We start from the raw sequence: 15,432 nt of genomic DNA, 5'->3' as shown, positions 1-15,432 counted from the left end.
TTATGAGCGACGCCCTGATCGCCACCTCCAGCGAAGCCCCGCAGGCCGACTACGATCCGACCCGGAAGCAGAAGTCCGCCGACAAGACCGCGCGCATCCCCATCAAGATCGTGCCGGCCGAAAAGCTCAAGAAGCCCGAGTGGATTCGCGTGAAGGCCGCCACCGGCAATTCGCGCTTCTACGAGATCAAGGACATCCTGCGCGCGAACAACCTGGTCACGGTGTGCGAGGAAGCCAGCTGCCCGAACATCGGCGAATGCTTCGGCAAGGGCACCGCCACGTTCATGATCATGGGCGACAAGTGCACGCGCCGCTGCCCGTTCTGCGATGTGGGCCATGGCCGCCCCGATCCGCTCGACGTCAACGAGCCGGGCAACCTCGCCCGCACGATCGCGCAGCTGAAGCTCAACTACGTGGTGATCACCAGCGTGGATCGTGACGATCTGCGCGACGGCGGCGCCCAGCACTTCGTGGACTGCATCACGCAGACGCGCGAGCTGTCGCCGGTGACGCGCATCGAGGTACTCGTGCCCGATTTCCGCGGCCGCCTCGACAAGGCGCTGGACATCCTGCAGGCCGGTCCGCCCGATGTGATGAACCACAACCTCGAGACGGTACCGCGCCTGTACAAGCAGGCACGCCCGGGTGCCGACTATGCGCACTCGCTCAAGCTGCTGCAGGAATTCAAGCGCCGCAACCCGAACGTCGCGACCAAGTCCGGCCTGATGGTCGGCCTGGGCGAGACCGACGAGGAAATCCTCGAGGTCATGCGCGACATGCGCGCGCACGATATCGACATGCTGACGATCGGGCAGTACCTGGCGCCGTCGAACCATCACCTGCCGGTCCTGCGCTACGTCCATCCGGATACGTTCAAGATGTTCGAGGACGAGGCCTACAAGATGGGCTTCACCCACGCCGCGGTGGGCGCGATGGTCCGCAGCTCGTATCACGCGGACCAGCAGGCCCATCAGGCCGGGTTTGCCTGATCGCCTGATCGCTTCCTGAAAGCACTGCCAGACGGCCGGGACCTCCCGGCCGTTTTTGTTTTCCGTGCGAATGCGCAACGGCGCAGAACAGGGCACGGGACGGGATTTTGGCTGCTTTTCGGGGCACGGCGGCACCCTTTATGTGCAGATGGACCTAGGGACATCCCGAGGTGGTCGCCGTTCGCTTGTTTCGATATGATGAATTTATCGATAAAACATCGATGAAATAGCTAAACGTCACGTTTGGATCGTCAAGCAGGCCCATAACTTGCTCTAGACGACGGCGTTCGGGACTTCCGGTTCGCACTGGGATTCCTACACTGACCTGACAAGTCCGGTCCTCATCACAACGGCACCCACCATGCCCCAATGCACCGTTCACCGCCTGGCGGAACAGGCGCTGCTGTATAGCGTCGCCCCGCCAGCTTCCCTCGAGGTACAGCGCCGGATCTGGGCCATGGCCGAGCGGGCCGCGGACTGGCGCGGCGTGGTCGACGTCGTGCCGGGCATGAACAACCTGACCGTGGTCTTCGACGGCGACGCCGACGTGAGCGCGCTCGAGCGCAACCTCAAGGTCGCCTGGGCGTCCGGCGAGACCCGCAATGCCACCGGCAAGCTCGTGGAGATCCCGGTCCGGTACGGCGGCGAGTACGGCCCGGATCTGGCCGACGTGGCCGCGCATACCGGACTGTCGGCCGAAGAGGTCGTGCGGCGCCATGCCGCCGGCGAATACGTCGTGTACTTCCTCGGCTTTCAGCCGGGCTTCGCCTATATGGGCGGCATGGAGGCCGCGCTGGCCACGCCGCGCCGCCGCGAGCCGCGGCTGGCCGTGCCGGCGGGCGCCGTCGGCATCGGCGGCGAGCAGACCGGCATCTATCCGGCCGTGCTGCCGGGGGGCTGGCAGCTGATCGGCCATACCGATGCGCAATTGTTCGTGGCGGACCGCGATCCGCCGTCCCTGTTTGCGCCGGGTGACACGGTGCGCTTCGTCATCGAGGAATTTGTCGCGTGATTGAAATCATTCGCCCTGGCGCACAGGCATCGGTCCAGGACCTCGGCCGTATCGGGTTTCGCCGCTTCGGTGTGGGCCGCTCGGGCGCGGCGGACGGCCTCGCCCTCGACGTCGGCAATCGCCTCCTCGGCAACGCGCCCGGTGACGCGGGTATCGAATTCACGCTGGGCCGCGCGGCCATGCGCTTCCACGCCGATATGCGCGTGGCACTGACGGGCGCCGAGTGCGGCGCCAATCTGGATGGCCTGCCCGTGTGGGCGTGGCATGCGTTCGACGTGCGCAAGGGGCAGGTGCTGACGCTGCCGGCCGCGCGCGGCGGCACGCGGACCTACCTCTGCGTGTCGGGCGGTATCGACGTGCCCCTGGTCATGAACTCGCGCAGCACGGACCTGAAGTCCGGCTACGGCGGCTTCCAGGGCCGCGTGCTGCGCGACGGCGACCGGTTGCCCGTCGGCCGCGTGGGCCTTGCGAGCGAGCAGGACTGGCTCGGCGTGGCCGCGCCCGCGTGGGCGCTGCCCGTCAATCGCGAAGGCGATGCATGGGTCGTGCGCATGCTGGCCGGCCCCGAGTACGAGGATTTCGAACCCGCATCGCAGGCCGCGCTGTGGGAGGCCGAGTGGACGATCACGCCGCAGAGCAACCGCATGGGCCTGCGTCTGCAGGGGCCGTCGCTCGCGCGCCGCGCGGACCGCAGCGCCGACCTGCTCTCGCACGGCGTGGTGCCCGGTGTGATGCAGGTGCCGCCGGCCGGCCAGCCGATCGCGCTGATGAGCGATGCGCAGACCACGGGCGGGTATCCGAAGATCGGCGTGGTCATCGGCGCCGACCTGTGGCGTCTGGCGCAGGTGCCGCTCGGCGCAACGGTGCGCTTCATGCAGGTGTCGCTCGATGGGGCCGCGGCCGCGCAGGCGGAAGTGGACCGCTACCTGCGGCAGATCGATCAGGCCCTGCGGTGGCAGGGCGACGGCATGGTGATCGCCGCGCGACGGCGTACCCAGACGCGCGCGGTGGCGTAACCCGCATCGCGCGCGCTTCCAGACAATCAGAACCCCTCGCAGGAGAACCCCATGGAAATCGACCTCAACGCCGACCTCGGCGAAGGCTGCGGCAATGACGAAACGCTGCTCACGCTGATCAGTTCCGCGAACGTTGCGTGCGGCTGGCACGCCGGCGATGCGGCGACGATGCTGCAGACCGTGAAATGGGCGATCGCCAACGGCGTGGCCATCGGCGCGCATCCGAGCTTTCCGGACCGCGAGAACTTCGGCCGCACGGAAATGCAGCGCGACCCGCAAGCCGTGTATGCCGACGTGCTGTACCAGATCGGCGCGCTCGACGCGATGGTCCGCGCGCAGGGCGGCCAGCTCGCGCACGTGAAGGCGCACGGCGCGCTCTACAACATGGCGGTACGCGACGCGAAACTGTGCGAGGCGATCGTCCGCGCGGTCCGCGACTACAACCCGAACCTCGTGTTCTTCGGGCTGGCCAACAGCCAGATGATCACGATCGCGCGCGCCCACGGCCTGCGCGTGAAGGAAGAAGTGTTCGCCGACCGGGGCTACAACCCGGACGGCACGCTCGTCAAACGCGGCACGCCCGGCGCGCTGCACGACGACGAGGAAGTGGCCCTGAACCAGACGCTGAGCATGGTGCGCGAGCAGCGCGTGCGCGCCATCGACGGCAGCTGGGTCCCCATCCGCGCCGAAACCGTGTGCCTGCATGGCGACGGCGCTCACGCGCTTGCATTCGCGCGCCGTATCCGGGAACGGCTCGGCTCGGAAGGCATTGTTGTACGGGCTGGCGTCTGAGGGGTACCCCCGCAGGCTGGCGTCGATCCATCACACTCTATCTGGTGTCCTTCATGGAATCAGCTGTCAATCTTTGGCCCCTGCTGGGGGTCGGTGTCATCATCATCGGCTTCGTGCTGCGATTCAATCCGATGCTCGTGGTCGCGCTCGCGGCCATCGCGACCGGGCTCGCCGCATCGATGCCGCTGATGCAGATCTTCACGGCGATCGGTACCGCGTTCGTCAAGGCACGCAACCTGCCGCTGATCATCCTGCTGCCGCTCGCGGTCATCGGGCTGCTCGAGCGCCACGGCCTGCGCGAGCATGCACAGGCGTGGATCTCGCGGATCGCCTCGGCCACGGTGGGCCGCCTGCTGATCGTGTACCTCGCGGTGCGCGAACTCACCGCTGCGATCGGCCTGACCAGCCTCGGCGGCCATCCACAGATGGTGCGTCCTCTGCTGGCCCCGATGGCGGAAGGCGCTGCCGAGAACCGCTTCGGCCAGCTGCCCGAACCCGTGCGCCAGCGCGTGCTCGCATTCTGCGCGGCCACCGACAACGTGGGCCTGTTCTTCGGCGAGGACATCTTCGTGGCGTTCGGCGCCATCGCGCTGATGCACACGTTCCTGCTGTCGTCGAACATCGACGTGGAGCCGCTGCATATCGCCGTGTGGGGGATCCCCACCGCCATCTGCGCATTCCTGATCCATGCCGTGCGCCTGAAACGCCTGGACGGCTGGCTCGCGCGCGAACTCGCGGGCCGCTCTGCCGTGCCCCCCAATGCGACCCCGGCTGCCGCCGGCAAGAGCGAATAACGGGAGCCGGACATCATGATCGTATCCATCGAATATCTCTACTGGCTCGCGGGCCTGGTGCTGGCCATCACGGCACTGATGACGTTCACGGACAAGACGCACCCGCGTCGCCTGTCCACGGGACTGTTCTGGCTGCTGTACGCAATCATCTTCCTGATCGGCGACAAGATTCCGCCGGCCATCGTCGGTATCGCCGCCGTCGTCATGGCGCTGATCGCGGGCTTTGGCGGTGTGGGCCAGGGCAAGCACGGCAGCCTGCCGGAAGAGGAGCGCCGCGCGAGCGCGAAGCGCCTCGGCAACAAGCTGTTCATCCCCGCGCTGCTGATTCCGCTCGTCACGGTGCTCGGCACGGTGCTGTTCAAGGACGTGAAGATCGCGGGCCTGGCGCTGCTGGACCCGAAGAACGTCACGTTCGTCTCGCTCGGTATCGGTTGCCTGATCTCGCTGGCCGTGGTGTGCTGGCTCACGCGTGACACGGTCGCGCAGGGCGTGAAGGAATCGCGCCGCCTGATCGAGTCGCTCGGCTGGGCGCTCGTGCTGCCGCAGATGCTCGCGATGCTCGGCCTCGTGTTCGCCGATGCGGGCGTGGGCAAGGCCGTCGCGCACCTGACCACCGCGTACATCAACATGGACTACAAGCTCGTGGCCGTGGCCGTGTACTGCGTCGGCATGGCGCTGTTCACCGTGATCATGGGCAACGGCTTCGCGGCATTCCCCGTGATGACCGGCGGCGTGGGCGTGCCCATTCTGGTCGGCATGTTCCATGCGAACCCGGCGGTGATGGCGGCGATCGGCATGTTCTCCGGCTACTGCGGTACGCTGATGACGCCGATGGCGGCCAACTTCAACATCGTGCCGGCCGCGCTGCTCGAACTCGACGACAAGAACGCCGTGATCCGCGCGCAGGTGCCGACCGCGCTCGCGATCCTGGTGGCCAATATCGTCCTGCTGTACTTCCTGATGTAACGAGGGCCTTTGCATGCGCACCGTACTGCTTACCGGCTTCGAGCCGTTCGAGAATGAACCGGTCAATCCATCGTGGGAGGCGGTGCGCGCGCTCGAAGGGCAGCGCGTCGGCGACGATGCCGTCATCGTCGCCCGGCAGTTGCCCTGCGTGTTCGGCGCGGCCATCTCCGGCATGGAGTCGCTGCTCGAGGAACTGAAGCCCGAGGTGGTGATCGCGGTCGGCCAGGCGGGCGGCCGGACCGAGATGTCGATCGAGCGTATCGCGATCAATGTCGATGACGCGCGCATCGCGGACAACGCGGGCGCGCAGCCGATCGATACGACGATCGCCACGGAGGGTCCCGCCGCGTACTTCTCCACGCTGCCAATCAAGGCCATCACGCGCGACCTGCGCGCGGCCGGGGTGCCGGCGATGGTGTCGCAGACGGCAGGCACGTTCGTGTGCAATCACGTGTTCTACGGGCTTATGCATGCGCTCGCGCGGCGCAAGCTGGACGCGCGCGGCGGCTTTATTCATATCCCGTATCTGCCCGAGCAGGCGGCCCGGCATCCGGGCGCACCGAGTCTTGCGCTCGAGACGCTGATCGCGGGCCTGCGTGTCGCGGTGGCCACCACGTTGAACACTGCCGCCGACGTTCGCGAGCAGGGCGGCCAGCTTCACTGAGCGGGTCTAGCGCGTCTTGCCGTCAACCGTGTGGTCCGCCGTGTCGTGGCGTTCGGTCGCCGCGGCCACCGCGCGGGCGGTGGCGCGGCGCTGGGCGCGGCGTTGCAGCTTGCGCCGCAGCGTCACCTGCTCCAGCCGCCAGATCACATAGCAGAACGCGAGCAGCGGCCAGAACCAGCCGAGCCACTGCGCGAGGCTGTTGAAATGCACGAAGCGGCCCATGCGCCAGCCTTGCTCCGAAATCCACGCGTAGGGATTCGATGGCAGCACGTTGGTCAGCACGACCAGCGTGGCCAGCGCCAGCATCGCCAGCGTGGCGCGCAGCCAGCGTGGCAGGCGCAGCAGCAGCACGAGCAGCAGCGAACTCGTCAGCAGCGCGAAGCGTCCTCCCTCCGACAGCCAGTTGAACGAGTTGTCCTCGGGAAACTGCAGTTCCGCCACCGCGGCCTTGATCAGCAACGCGGACGCCAGCAGTCCCGCGAGAATGCGCAGCATCGGCGCCGTGCGCCGCATCGCGAGCGACGCGAACAGTCCGGTGCCCAACCAGCTGCTGGCCGTGACCAGCGTCTCCAGCAACAGCTGGCTCTGCATGTCGTCGGGCCGCAGTCCCACCGAATCCTGCCAGGTCAGCAGCATCGGGAACAGCGCCTGCAGCCATTCCATCGGCCACGAATCCGGATCGGTCAGCCATTCGCGCACGATGCCGCCCATGCCGAACAGATGCTCCTGCGGAAACACCTGCGCGAACGGCCACAGCAGCAACAGGATGATCGCGAAGCTCGCATGCGGCTCGAACCACGCCATGCGCAGCCGTGTCAGCGTGCCGCGGTCGATCAGCGCGCTGCTGAAGGGCGCGATCACGGCCGCGCCGAGCAGCGCGCCCAATGCGTTCGTGATGAGGTCGATATTCGACGGAATGCGATTGGGCAGCCATGTCTGCAACGCTTCCATGGCCGCCGACAGCAGTGCGCCGGAGACGAACGCGAGCAGCGTCGCGCGCGCGCCCGATATGCGGGGATGCAGCGCCAGCACCACCAGCGCGCCGAACGGGCAATAGCCAAGGACGTTCGTGATCAGGTCGAAGTCCGTGATGTAGCGCGGCTTGGGCGCGCTGAGGTATGCAAACGGCGAGATGCCGTTGTTCACCCAGCCCGAGAACGGATAGAGGCTCGCGTAGACGACGAGCAGCGTGAAGCAGATGAGGCCGACGCGCGCGAGCGGCGAATGACGCGGCAGCCAGCCCTCCAGTTCGGGCTGGCGTGGATACGCCGGTGGACTCGGGGGCGGGCTCGGCGGAGGAGCCGGTGCGTGCTTCGCCATGGCCGGATGCTGGGCGCGGCGCGCGTGTCCTCAGCGCATCGTGCGCGTGGGGACGGCCCCGGGCCCGGGCGCGGGTGCCGGGGGCGCCTCGGGCACCGGCATGGTCGTGCCGGGGAACAGCGGCGCCGCGCTGACGGTCGTGCCGGGCGCGCCGGGGTCCAGCGGCAGCGTGGCCACCCAGTCGAGGATCGCGGCAATCACGGCGTCGCTGCTGGCCGCGAGCGCGCGTACGCCGCCCGCGCCATCGGCCGTGGGCGCGGGTTGCTCCGCCACGAATGTCTTCTGGCCGATCTGGCCCTTCTGGTACACGGTCACGCGCGCGCGCACGACGCCGCGGCTCGACGTGGCCGTGTCGAAGACCTGCTCGAACGCGAGCAGGTCCACGCGCATGCCCGGCGCCGAGGCATCGCGGATCCAGCCGAGCGCGCCGCGCGCCGACACCGCTTCGCGAAGCCGGTCGTCGAACAGCCGTGGCGCGGGCTGTACCCAGCGCTGCGTGGAATAGGCCTGCAGCCTCTGCGGCTGCGAATACTGCAGCCGGTAATAAAGCTGGCTGCCGTCCATCCAGTCCGGCCCCTCGGTCTGGGCCACGCGCATCTTGGGCAGCGGCGCCGGCGGCTGCGCGGGCGCGGCCGCGAGCGGGCCGAGGTCGTAGGTCGTGGCGGGCGGATTCGACGACAGCACGCTGCAGCCGGTCAGCAGGAGCGGCAGCACGAGCAGGGCCACGGCCGCCTGCGGCAGGCGGCGCGCAACCGTGGCGAACGATGCAGTCAGCGGGGCGGCGGTGGTCATGGCGGTGGACTCTCGAAGTCGGTTCATGGTGATGGCGTCTTGAAGCCGGACTCACCCGGGCCGGGCGTGGGCGTCGGACCGCCGAACAGCACGCTGTTGGGCTGATCGCCAAACGTGCCGGCCGCGCGGTCGATGCTGCGGACCGTCTGGCGCGCATCGCGCGCCAGACCGTTGATCTGCGGCAGCGTCTCTTCGTTGATGGTACTCGCGGCAGCCTGCACGGAGTCCGCGGCGACCTGCAGGTCGTTGCCCACCTTGTTCACGGTGCGCATCACGGTGCCGTTGGGGCTCGCCAGTTCGTCGGTCATGCGGCGCGCCGAGGCCAGCGTCGCGTTGAGGTTGTCCACGGCCTTCGGCAGCTTGTCCGCCGTGGGCTGCAGCGTCTTCGCGAGCTTCGAGTAGTTCTCGGCGGTCTCGTGCATCGACTTGATCGTCGCCATCAGTTCGTCGCGATTGGTGGTCTGGAACATCTCGTTCAGCGACGACATCAGCGTCTCGGTCTGCGTCAGCAGCGAGTCCCCGCGCTTCTCCAGTTCCTCGAAGAACCCCGGCCGCATCACGATGCGCGCGGGCTCGCGCGCGGACGTGCGCAGCGGCGGCGAGGCCTGGCCGGCGCCTTCCTCGCGCGCGGTATCGTCGAGCTGCACGTATGCGATGCCGGTCACGCCCTGGAACCCGAGCGTGGCGTACGTGGTGCGCGTGATCGGCGTGTCCTGGTTCACGGTGATGCGCACGATGATCTGGCCCGGCACCTGCGGATCGAAACGGATCGACACCACCTTGCCCACGTCGAGACCGCGATACTTGACGTCGGCCTGCGGGCCCAGGCCGTTGACGGTGGAGCGCGTGATGAGGTCGTAGGGCACCCGCACCGCATGGTCGCTGCTGAACCAGAACACCGAGAACAGCACCAGCACGGCCAGGCCGATCGTGAAGACCCCCGCGAGGAAGGCGTTCGATTTGTTTTCCATCAGGCTTCTCCGTGAGGCGGCACTGCCAGCGCCTGCATCGCTCGCTGGGCGCGTTCGCCCAGGAAGTATTCGTGGATGAAGGGATGATCGACCTTGATCACCTCCGAGATCGGCGCGGCCGCGAGCACCTTGTGGTCGGCCAGCACGGCCACGCGGTCCGACAGCGCGACGAGCGTGTCGAGGTCGTGCGTGATCATCACCACGGTCAGGCCGAGCTCCGTGTGGAGCTCGCGAATCAGGGACACATAGTCGTCCGAGGCCATCGGGTCGAGACCGGCCGTCGGTTCGTCGAGGAACACGAGCTCGGGCTCCAGCGACAGCGCGCGCGCGAGCGCCACGCGCTTGATCATGCCGCCGGACAGGTCCGAGGGCATCTTGTCCGCATCGCGCGCGGACAGCCCGACCAGCTGCAGCTTGAGCAGCGCGGCCTGGCAGATCAGGTTGTCGGGCAGCGCGCGCAGCTCGCGCATCGGCAGCGCGATATTGTCGATGACGGACAGCGCGGAAAACAGCGCGCCGCGCTGGAACTGCAGCCCCCAGCGGTTGCGCAGCGCCTGCAGTTGCGCGGGACGCAGCGACGCGGGCGTCTCGCCGAACACCTTGATCGTGCCCGACGTGGGGCGTTCGAGCCCGACGATCTGGCGCAGCAGCACGGTCTTGCCCGTGCCGGAGCCGCCGACGATCGACAGCACCTCGCCGCGATAGACGTCGAGGTCGAGCCCGTCGTGGACCACGGCATCGCCGTAGCGCTTGACGAGGTTGCGGACCTCGATGATGGTCTCGCCGTGCGTTTGCGGCGCCTTGTCCGGTGCGTTCATATCCCGACGTCCTTGAACAGGATCGCGAAGATTGCATCCGCGACGATGACGATCGTGATCGACGTGACCACGGATGCCGTCGTCCCTTCGCCGAGGCTTTGCGTATTGGGTTTGATACGCAGGCCGAAATGGCATGCGGTCAGCGCGATCAGCATGCCGAACACCGCGCCCTTGCCGAGGCCGAGCCACAGGTTGGCCACCGGTACCGCGTCGGGCAACTGGCGCAGGAAGTACGAATAGCTGATGTCGAGCTGGAGCTTGGCGGCCGTCATGCCGCCGAACAGCGCGAGCAGATCGGTCCATGCGACGAGCAGCGGCATCGATACGGCTAGCGCGATCACGCGCGGCATGATCAGCCGGAAGCCGTGCGAGATGCCCATCACGCTCATCGCGTCGAGTTCCTCGGTCACGCGCATCACGCCGATCTGCGCGGTGATCGCGGAGCCCGAACGGCCCGCGATCAGGATGGCCGCGAGCACCGGTCCGAGTTCGCGGATCACGGCCATGCCGAGAATGTTCACGATGAACGTGCTCGCCCCGAACGTGCGCAGCTGGTTCGACGACAGGTACGACAGCACGATGCCGATCAGAAAGCCGACCAGTGCCGTGATGCCCAGCGCCTTGTAGCCGATATTGTAGATATTCGCGGAGATCTCCCGCCACGGGCCGCGCTGCGGCGCGCGTGCAAAGCGCAGCAGGTCGAACGTGAGCTGCCCCAGCATCGTGACGCCGTTGGCCAGCTGCATGATCATCGACAGGATGCCCGCGCCGAACAGGGTGATCGGATTGAACCGATCGACCATGCGCTTCTTCCAGCCGTCGGTCTTCAGGGCCGCGATGCGCCCGAACACGCGGCGCTGGCCGTCGTCGGCGGTCAGGCGCTCGGGCATCTTGCCCTGCCACGCCTGCCAGATCAGCTGCGCGCCGATATGGTCGAGCCGGCCTACCCCCGCGAGCGTCCATTCGGCGCTGTCGGGGGTGTTGGCCAGCGACTTGAGCTGGGCGCGCAGGCCGCGCGCACCCCCGCAGTCCGCGAGCGCGAGCGCGGTCCAGTCCCCCTGCAGGGCGATCCTGCAGGTTCCATCCTGGCGCTGGATGTCGATGGCGGGCGTCGTCGGGCGATCCAAATGAAATACCGGCGATGTGATGGTTGAGTCCCGAAGGTTGAGTCCCGATTCTAAGCTACCGATCACGATGTGGCGATGAGACTTCCTCTGACACGGAGAAACACGATGGTTCCCAAAGGGCACGGCTACAATGCACGCTCCCCGGTCCCGGGGGCTCGTTCCAGCATAGAGGCGTCATCGCCCACGTCAGCCGTCATGTCCGACCTGCTTCATTCGTCCGCATCCCCCCGTTCCTCCGTGCGTGCCGCCGCTGGCGCCCAAGTATGGCGCATCGACGCGGCCGTGCTGCGCGCGGCGCTCGCCGGCCCCGCGCGCGACTGGGTCGTGGAGACGGTCGAGGAAACGGGCTCCACCAATGCGGACCTCGTGCATGCCTGCCGCATGGCCGACTGGCCCGCCGACGAGGACGCGGCGGCCGCGCAGGTCCGCCATACCTACCTCCAGACCGCCGGCCGCGGCCGGCAGGGGCGGCCATGGAAACAGGGACAGGCCGGGCTCACCTTTTCGGTGGCGCTGCCGCTGCCGCTCGCCCCGGCACGCCTGGCGGGGCTGAGCCTTGCCGTCGGGCTGGCCGTGGCCGAGGGGATCGAAGACGTCCGCGAGCGGGCCCATGCCGAGGCCGGCTCCCCGGGCGTGCGCCTGAAATGGCCGAACGACCTGCAGGTGGAGGGTCGCAAGCTCGGCGGCATCCTGATCGAAACGGTACCGGCGGGCCCGGGCCGCGTCTGGGCCGTGGTGGGCATTGGCCTCAACCTCGTGCGCGACGCCGGTGCGGAGGCCGCGCTGGGCCGCGCGCTGGCGGGCGTGGCCGAGGTGGTGCGGGGCTTCGATGTCCACCGCGACGCCACGCGCGTGTTCGCGGCCGTGCTCAACCGTCTTGCCGCCATGCGAGAGGTGTTCGTGGCCGAGGGCCTGGCACCGATGACCGCGCGCTGGTCCGCGCGCGACGCGTTTCGCGACGAGCCCGTGCGGCTGTTGCAGGACGGGAACCTGATTGCCGAAGGCCTCGCGCGCGGCGTCGACGACGAGGGCCATCTGCTGCTCGAGACCGACGCGGGCCTGCAGCGCGTGACGAGCGGCGAGGTGTCGCTGCGCGGAGCCGAAGCATGAGCGCGCTGCTGATCGATATCGGCAACACCCGGCTCAAGTGGGCGTGGTGCACGGCGCTCGAAGCCGATCCGTCGGTGGCCCAGCCGTGGCAGTTCGACGGCGCCATCGCGCACGGCGCCGCGCAGGAGGCCAACGACTTCGGACAGACCGTCGAGGCATGGCGCGCGCTGGCCGCGGCGGGCGCGCAGGTGCCGGCCGTCTGGATTGCCAACGTGGCGGGCGAGGGCGCGGCCGCGCGCGCCACCGCGCTGGTCACGCAGGCGTTCGGCGCCGCGGCCCCGCTGGAATGGGTACGCACGACGGCCGCCTATGGCGACCTCGTCAATGGTTACCGCGAGCCCTCGCAGCTTGGCGTGGACCGCTGGGTTGGCGCCATCGGCGCCCATCGCCGGTATCCCGGTGAAACGCTGTTGCTCGTCACCGCGGGCACCGCGACCACGCTCGATATCGTCACCGCCAACGCCAACGCAGCGCCCGCCGGCGCGCGGTTCGAGGGCGGCCTGATCCTGCCCGGCCTCGCCCTGATGCTTGGCTCGCTCGCGCGCAACACGGCCCAGCTGCCCTCGCTCGACGGCGTGGACGCCGCCGCCGCGGGCCATATGGCGTTGGGTGCCGACAACACTCACGACGCCATCGCGGCAGGCTGCCTGGCCGCCCAGACCGGCGCCATCGCCCAGACGTGGCGTGCGCTCGCGGCCCGCGGCCCCGTGCGCTGCGTGCTGTCGGGCGGCGCGCGCCATGCGCTCGCCGGTGCACTCGCGATGCCGTGCGAGTTGCACGATAATCTGGTGTTGCTTGGGCTGCACGCGATGGCGCTGCGTGCCTGACGCCTTCGTCTCCATCACCGTCTCTACCATTATTCGCCGCCTCGATGCCGAACAAGGGCCTGACCGTCTCGCTGCTGATCCTGCTGGTCCTCAACGCGATGCTGCTCGCCGCCGCGTCGGGCGCGTTCGGCCCCGAACCGCTGGCCGGCTGGATGGAGAGCCCGCGCGAGCCCCAGCGCCTGGACCAGCAGGTGCGCAGGGAGCGGATGGAGGTGGTGCCGGCCAGCGAGCCCGCCGCAAAGTCGGGGAGTAACGGCGCCGGCACGACGCGTGGCAGCCTCGGTGTTGCCGGAGTTGCCGCGACGCGCCTCGTCGCGGCCGCAACGGGCGTCTGTCTGGAGATGGGCGGCTTCACCGCCGCGGGTGCGCGCCGCGCGACGGAAGCGCTGGGCGGCGAGGTGGCCGTGGAGGCGTTCGAGCGCGAGCAGCAGGTCCGCTGGTGGGTCCACCTGCCCGCGCAACCCACGCGCGAGAACGCGGACCGCAAGCTCGCCGAACTGCGCCGCCGCAACGTGACCGATGTGGCGGTGGTCAGCACTGGCGCGCCGGACACGCAGCAGTCGTTCACGGTCTCGCTCGGGCTCTTCCACGAGCGCGAACGGGCCGAGCGGTATCTGGAGATGCTGCGGGGTCAGGGGGTGCGCACCGCGTTGATCAGCGATGCGCCGCGCGCGGTGTCGCGCCAGTGGCTGCGTGTGCGCCGCGTGGATGACACGCTGCGCGCGCGGCTCGAGGAAGTCAGGCAGCGCCTCGGCGCGGAAGACCTGCAGGCCTGCGCGCTGGCGAGCTGATCAGCGCTGCTGCCGGACCTTGGTCAGCAGCTTGGTGGTGGAGCGGTCGTGGAGGAAGTCGATCGCGTACGCCTGTCCGCCCCAGCTGCGCACGAGCCGTGTTTCTTCGAGCGTATCGATATCGTAGTCGCCGCCCTTGACGTAGATGTCGGGGCGCACGAGCCGGATCAGTTCGACCGGCGTCTGCTCGCGAAACATCGCGACGAGATCGACCGAGCCCAGCGCCGCGATCAGCGCCATGCGATCGTCCTGCTGATTGAGCGGCCGGTCGTCGCCCTTGCCGAGCATCTTCACCGACGCATCGCTGTTCACCCCCACCACGAGGCTGGCGCCCATCCCGCGCGCCTGCGCGAGGTAGGTCGCGTGGCCGCGATGGAGGATGTCGAACACGCCGTTCGTGAAGACGAGCGGCCGCGGCAGCGTGGCAACCGCGGCTTGCAGCGCGGCCACATCGTCCACGGGGACGACCTTGGATTCGAAGGCGGGAGCGGTCATGCGCCCTGCAGGCTGGCGTTCAGTTCCTTGCGGTACCGGTTCAGGTCCTGCACCGAGTCGAACGTGCGTTCGAACAGCAGCGACATGTTGTGCAGGATGCGTTCGATGACCTTCTTTTCCCAGCCTTCGTCGAAGCGGATCTGTTCGTCGAGCCAGTGCTCGAGCCAGTCCGGGTCCGGCAGGCGGGACTGCACGGTGTCGTTCGGGAACAACGCCTTGTTCACGTGCAGGTTCGTCGGGTGCAGCGGCTTTTCGGTACGGCGCGCCGACGCCATCAGCACACCGATCTTCGCGAATGCCGCGCGCGCGGAGTCGCCGAACTGCGCGAGGTACTTCTTCATGTAGCGCAGGTAGGCGCCGCCATGGCGGGCCTCGTCCTGCGACAGCGTGCGGTAGATGTGCTTGATCACGGGCTCCGAGTGCCATTCGGCGGCCCGGCGGTACCAGTGGTTCAGGCGGATCTCGCCGCAGAAATGCAGCATCAGCGTTTCCAGCGGCGGCGCCGGGTCGAACTCGAAGCGCACGGCGTGGAGTTCTTCCTCGGTCGGCACGAGGTCCGGGCGGAAGCGGCGCAGGTACTCCATGAGCACGAGCGAATGCTTCTGTTCCTCGAAGAACCAGATGCTCATGAATGCCGAAAAGTCCGAATCGTGCCGGTTGTCACGCAGGAACATCTCGGTAGCCGGCAGTGCCGACCATTCCGTGATGGCGTTCATGCGAATGGTCTTGGCCTGGTCGTCGGTCAGCAGATTGGCGTCGAAGTCATCCCATGGGATGTCCTTGTCCATGTGCCAGCGGACCGATTCCAGCGATTTGAACAGTTCGGGGTAGAGCATGGTAAGCCTTTGAAATTACGGGCGGATTCTACCAGATGGGAATCATTCTCGAATCTTTTCTCTAATTCCTTTTTAGCTGTAAAGCTATGGATTGCAACTGCGATTTCCAGCG

The 15,432-nt window shown here is 68.1% G+C and carries 17 protein-coding genes; 10 read left to right on the top strand and 7 right to left on the bottom strand.

All coding sequences use genetic code 11. From position 1 onward, the window contains the following. The first annotated feature begins 2 nt into the window (after nt 1-2). From lipA to pcp, 7 genes are all read left to right on the top strand, one after another. Nucleotides 3-989, top strand: a complete 987-nt coding sequence (lipA, locus tag FOB72_RS14320) for a lipoyl synthase (protein WP_150373192.1) — start codon at nt 3-5, stop codon at nt 987-989. A 361-nt stretch (nt 990-1,350) separates the two neighbouring features. Next, nucleotides 1,351-2,001 carry a 5-oxoprolinase subunit PxpB gene (gene pxpB, locus FOB72_RS14315; RefSeq protein ID WP_150373190.1) on the top strand — a complete coding sequence of 217 codons (651 nt, stop codon included), beginning with the start codon at nt 1,351-1,353 and terminating at the stop codon, nt 1,999-2,001. Next, the gene (locus FOB72_RS14310) at nt 1,998-3,017 is read left to right on the top strand and encodes a biotin-dependent carboxyltransferase family protein (RefSeq protein WP_150373189.1); all 1,020 of its coding nucleotides are present in this window, start codon (nt 1,998-2,000) and stop codon (nt 3,015-3,017) included. Before pxpB ends, FOB72_RS14310 begins: the two co-directional genes overlap by 4 nt. Before the next feature lie 51 nt (nt 3,018-3,068). Then, nucleotides 3,069-3,809 carry a 5-oxoprolinase subunit PxpA gene (gene pxpA, locus FOB72_RS14305; protein WP_150373187.1) on the top strand — a complete coding sequence of 247 codons (741 nt, stop codon included), beginning with the start codon at nt 3,069-3,071 and terminating at the stop codon, nt 3,807-3,809. Nucleotides 3,810-3,862: 53 nt separating this feature from the next. Next, on the top strand, nt 3,863-4,603 hold the full coding sequence (locus tag FOB72_RS14300) for a DUF969 domain-containing protein (protein ID WP_150373186.1): 741 nt from the start codon (nt 3,863-3,865) through the stop codon (nt 4,601-4,603). A gap of 15 nt (nt 4,604-4,618) precedes the next feature. Continuing rightward, a complete protein-coding gene (locus FOB72_RS14295) occupies nt 4,619-5,569 on the top strand; it encodes a DUF979 domain-containing protein (protein ID WP_150373185.1) in 951 nt (316 codons plus the stop codon). 13 nt (nt 5,570-5,582) lie between these two features. After that, the gene (pcp, locus tag FOB72_RS14290) at nt 5,583-6,233 is read left to right on the top strand and encodes a pyroglutamyl-peptidase I (protein ID WP_150373183.1); all 651 of its coding nucleotides are present in this window, start codon (nt 5,583-5,585) and stop codon (nt 6,231-6,233) included. Between the two features lie 6 nt (nt 6,234-6,239). Here the strand turns inward: pcp and FOB72_RS14285 are convergent, their stop codons facing one another. The 5 genes from FOB72_RS14285 to FOB72_RS14265 are packed head-to-tail and all read right to left on the bottom strand — an operon-like array spanning nt 6,240 to nt 11,261. Further along, entirely contained in the window at nt 6,240-7,553 is a 1,314-nt protein-coding gene (locus FOB72_RS14285) for a VanZ family protein (RefSeq protein ID WP_150373182.1), read from the bottom strand. A 30-nt stretch (nt 7,554-7,583) separates the two neighbouring features. Next, the gene (locus tag FOB72_RS14280) at nt 7,584-8,345 is read right to left on the bottom strand and encodes an ABC-type transport auxiliary lipoprotein family protein (RefSeq protein WP_150373181.1); all 762 of its coding nucleotides are present in this window, start codon (nt 8,343-8,345) and stop codon (nt 7,584-7,586) included. Nucleotides 8,346-8,368: 23 nt separating this feature from the next. Then, nucleotides 8,369-9,316 (bottom strand): MlaD family protein, encoded by a 948-nt coding sequence (locus tag FOB72_RS14275; protein ID WP_191002153.1) that lies wholly within the window; start codon nt 9,314-9,316, stop codon nt 8,369-8,371. Then, entirely contained in the window at nt 9,316-10,134 is an 819-nt protein-coding gene (locus tag FOB72_RS14270; protein ID WP_150373179.1) for an ABC transporter ATP-binding protein, read from the bottom strand. The genes FOB72_RS14275 and FOB72_RS14270 overlap by 1 nt, the downstream gene beginning before the upstream one ends. Then, nucleotides 10,131-11,261 (bottom strand): MlaE family ABC transporter permease, encoded by a 1,131-nt coding sequence (locus tag FOB72_RS14265; RefSeq protein WP_150373177.1) that lies wholly within the window; start codon nt 11,259-11,261, stop codon nt 10,131-10,133. The genes FOB72_RS14270 and FOB72_RS14265 overlap by 4 nt, the downstream gene beginning before the upstream one ends. Before the next feature lie 195 nt (nt 11,262-11,456). On the opposite strand from FOB72_RS14265, the gene FOB72_RS14260 reads away from it, so the two are divergent. From FOB72_RS14260 to FOB72_RS14250, 3 genes are read left to right on the top strand one after another with little or no spacing between them, the layout of a single operon-like run. After that, nucleotides 11,457-12,371 carry a biotin--[acetyl-CoA-carboxylase] ligase gene (locus tag FOB72_RS14260; protein WP_150373175.1) on the top strand — a complete coding sequence of 305 codons (915 nt, stop codon included), beginning with the start codon at nt 11,457-11,459 and terminating at the stop codon, nt 12,369-12,371. Beyond that, nucleotides 12,368-13,198 carry a type III pantothenate kinase gene (locus FOB72_RS14255; RefSeq protein WP_150373174.1) on the top strand — a complete coding sequence of 277 codons (831 nt, stop codon included), beginning with the start codon at nt 12,368-12,370 and terminating at the stop codon, nt 13,196-13,198. Before FOB72_RS14260 ends, FOB72_RS14255 begins: the two co-directional genes overlap by 4 nt. A 44-nt stretch (nt 13,199-13,242) precedes the next feature. Further along, on the top strand, nt 13,243-13,989 hold the full coding sequence (locus tag FOB72_RS14250) for an SPOR domain-containing protein (RefSeq protein ID WP_150373172.1): 747 nt from the start codon (nt 13,243-13,245) through the stop codon (nt 13,987-13,989). On the opposite strand, the gene rfaE2 is transcribed toward FOB72_RS14250, so the two are convergent. Further along, nucleotides 13,990-14,484, bottom strand: a complete 495-nt coding sequence (gene rfaE2, locus FOB72_RS14245) for a D-glycero-beta-D-manno-heptose 1-phosphate adenylyltransferase (protein WP_150373170.1) — start codon at nt 14,482-14,484, stop codon at nt 13,990-13,992. Then, complete coding sequence (locus FOB72_RS14240; protein WP_150373169.1) at nt 14,481-15,320, bottom strand: ferritin-like domain-containing protein; 840 nt, start codon at nt 15,318-15,320, stop codon at nt 14,481-14,483. Before FOB72_RS14240 ends, rfaE2 begins: the two co-directional genes overlap by 4 nt. Nucleotides 15,321-15,432: the final 112 nt, after the last annotated feature.

Source organism: Cupriavidus pauculus (genome assembly GCF_008693385.1).
In the GTDB taxonomy this organism is placed as follows: domain Bacteria; phylum Pseudomonadota; class Gammaproteobacteria; order Burkholderiales; family Burkholderiaceae; genus Cupriavidus; species Cupriavidus pauculus_D.
The sequence above is the reverse complement of the archived record's forward strand: the minus strand, read 5'-3'. Positions and strand labels throughout refer to the sequence as shown.

Coding starts and splice junctions, on each gene's coding strand:
- FOB72_RS14250 (WP_150373172.1), top strand. CDS start 13,243: ATGCCGAACAAGGGCCTGACCGTCTCGCTGCTGATCCTGCTGGTCCTC.
- FOB72_RS14280 (WP_150373181.1), bottom strand. CDS start 8,345: ATGACCACCGCCGCCCCGCTGACTGCATCGTTCGCCACGGTTGCGCGC.
- rfaE2 (WP_150373170.1), bottom strand. CDS start 14,484: ATGACCGCTCCCGCCTTCGAATCCAAGGTCGTCCCCGTGGACGATGTG.
- lipA (WP_150373192.1), top strand. CDS start 3: ATGAGCGACGCCCTGATCGCCACCTCCAGCGAAGCCCCGCAGGCCGAC.
- FOB72_RS14285 (WP_150373182.1), bottom strand. CDS start 7,553: ATGGCGAAGCACGCACCGGCTCCTCCGCCGAGCCCGCCCCCGAGTCCA.
- FOB72_RS14295 (WP_150373185.1), top strand. CDS start 4,619: ATGATCGTATCCATCGAATATCTCTACTGGCTCGCGGGCCTGGTGCTG.
- FOB72_RS14270 (WP_150373179.1), bottom strand. CDS start 10,134: ATGAACGCACCGGACAAGGCGCCGCAAACGCACGGCGAGACCATCATC.
- FOB72_RS14275 (WP_191002153.1), bottom strand. CDS start 9,316: ATGGAAAACAAATCGAACGCCTTCCTCGCGGGGGTCTTCACGATCGGC.
- pcp (WP_150373183.1), top strand. CDS start 5,583: ATGCGCACCGTACTGCTTACCGGCTTCGAGCCGTTCGAGAATGAACCG.
- FOB72_RS14300 (WP_150373186.1), top strand. CDS start 3,863: ATGGAATCAGCTGTCAATCTTTGGCCCCTGCTGGGGGTCGGTGTCATC.
- pxpB (WP_150373190.1), top strand. CDS start 1,351: ATGCCCCAATGCACCGTTCACCGCCTGGCGGAACAGGCGCTGCTGTAT.
- FOB72_RS14255 (WP_150373174.1), top strand. CDS start 12,368: ATGAGCGCGCTGCTGATCGATATCGGCAACACCCGGCTCAAGTGGGCG.
- FOB72_RS14260 (WP_150373175.1), top strand. CDS start 11,457: ATGTCCGACCTGCTTCATTCGTCCGCATCCCCCCGTTCCTCCGTGCGT.
- pxpA (WP_150373187.1), top strand. CDS start 3,069: ATGGAAATCGACCTCAACGCCGACCTCGGCGAAGGCTGCGGCAATGAC.
- FOB72_RS14240 (WP_150373169.1), bottom strand. CDS start 15,320: ATGCTCTACCCCGAACTGTTCAAATCGCTGGAATCGGTCCGCTGGCAC.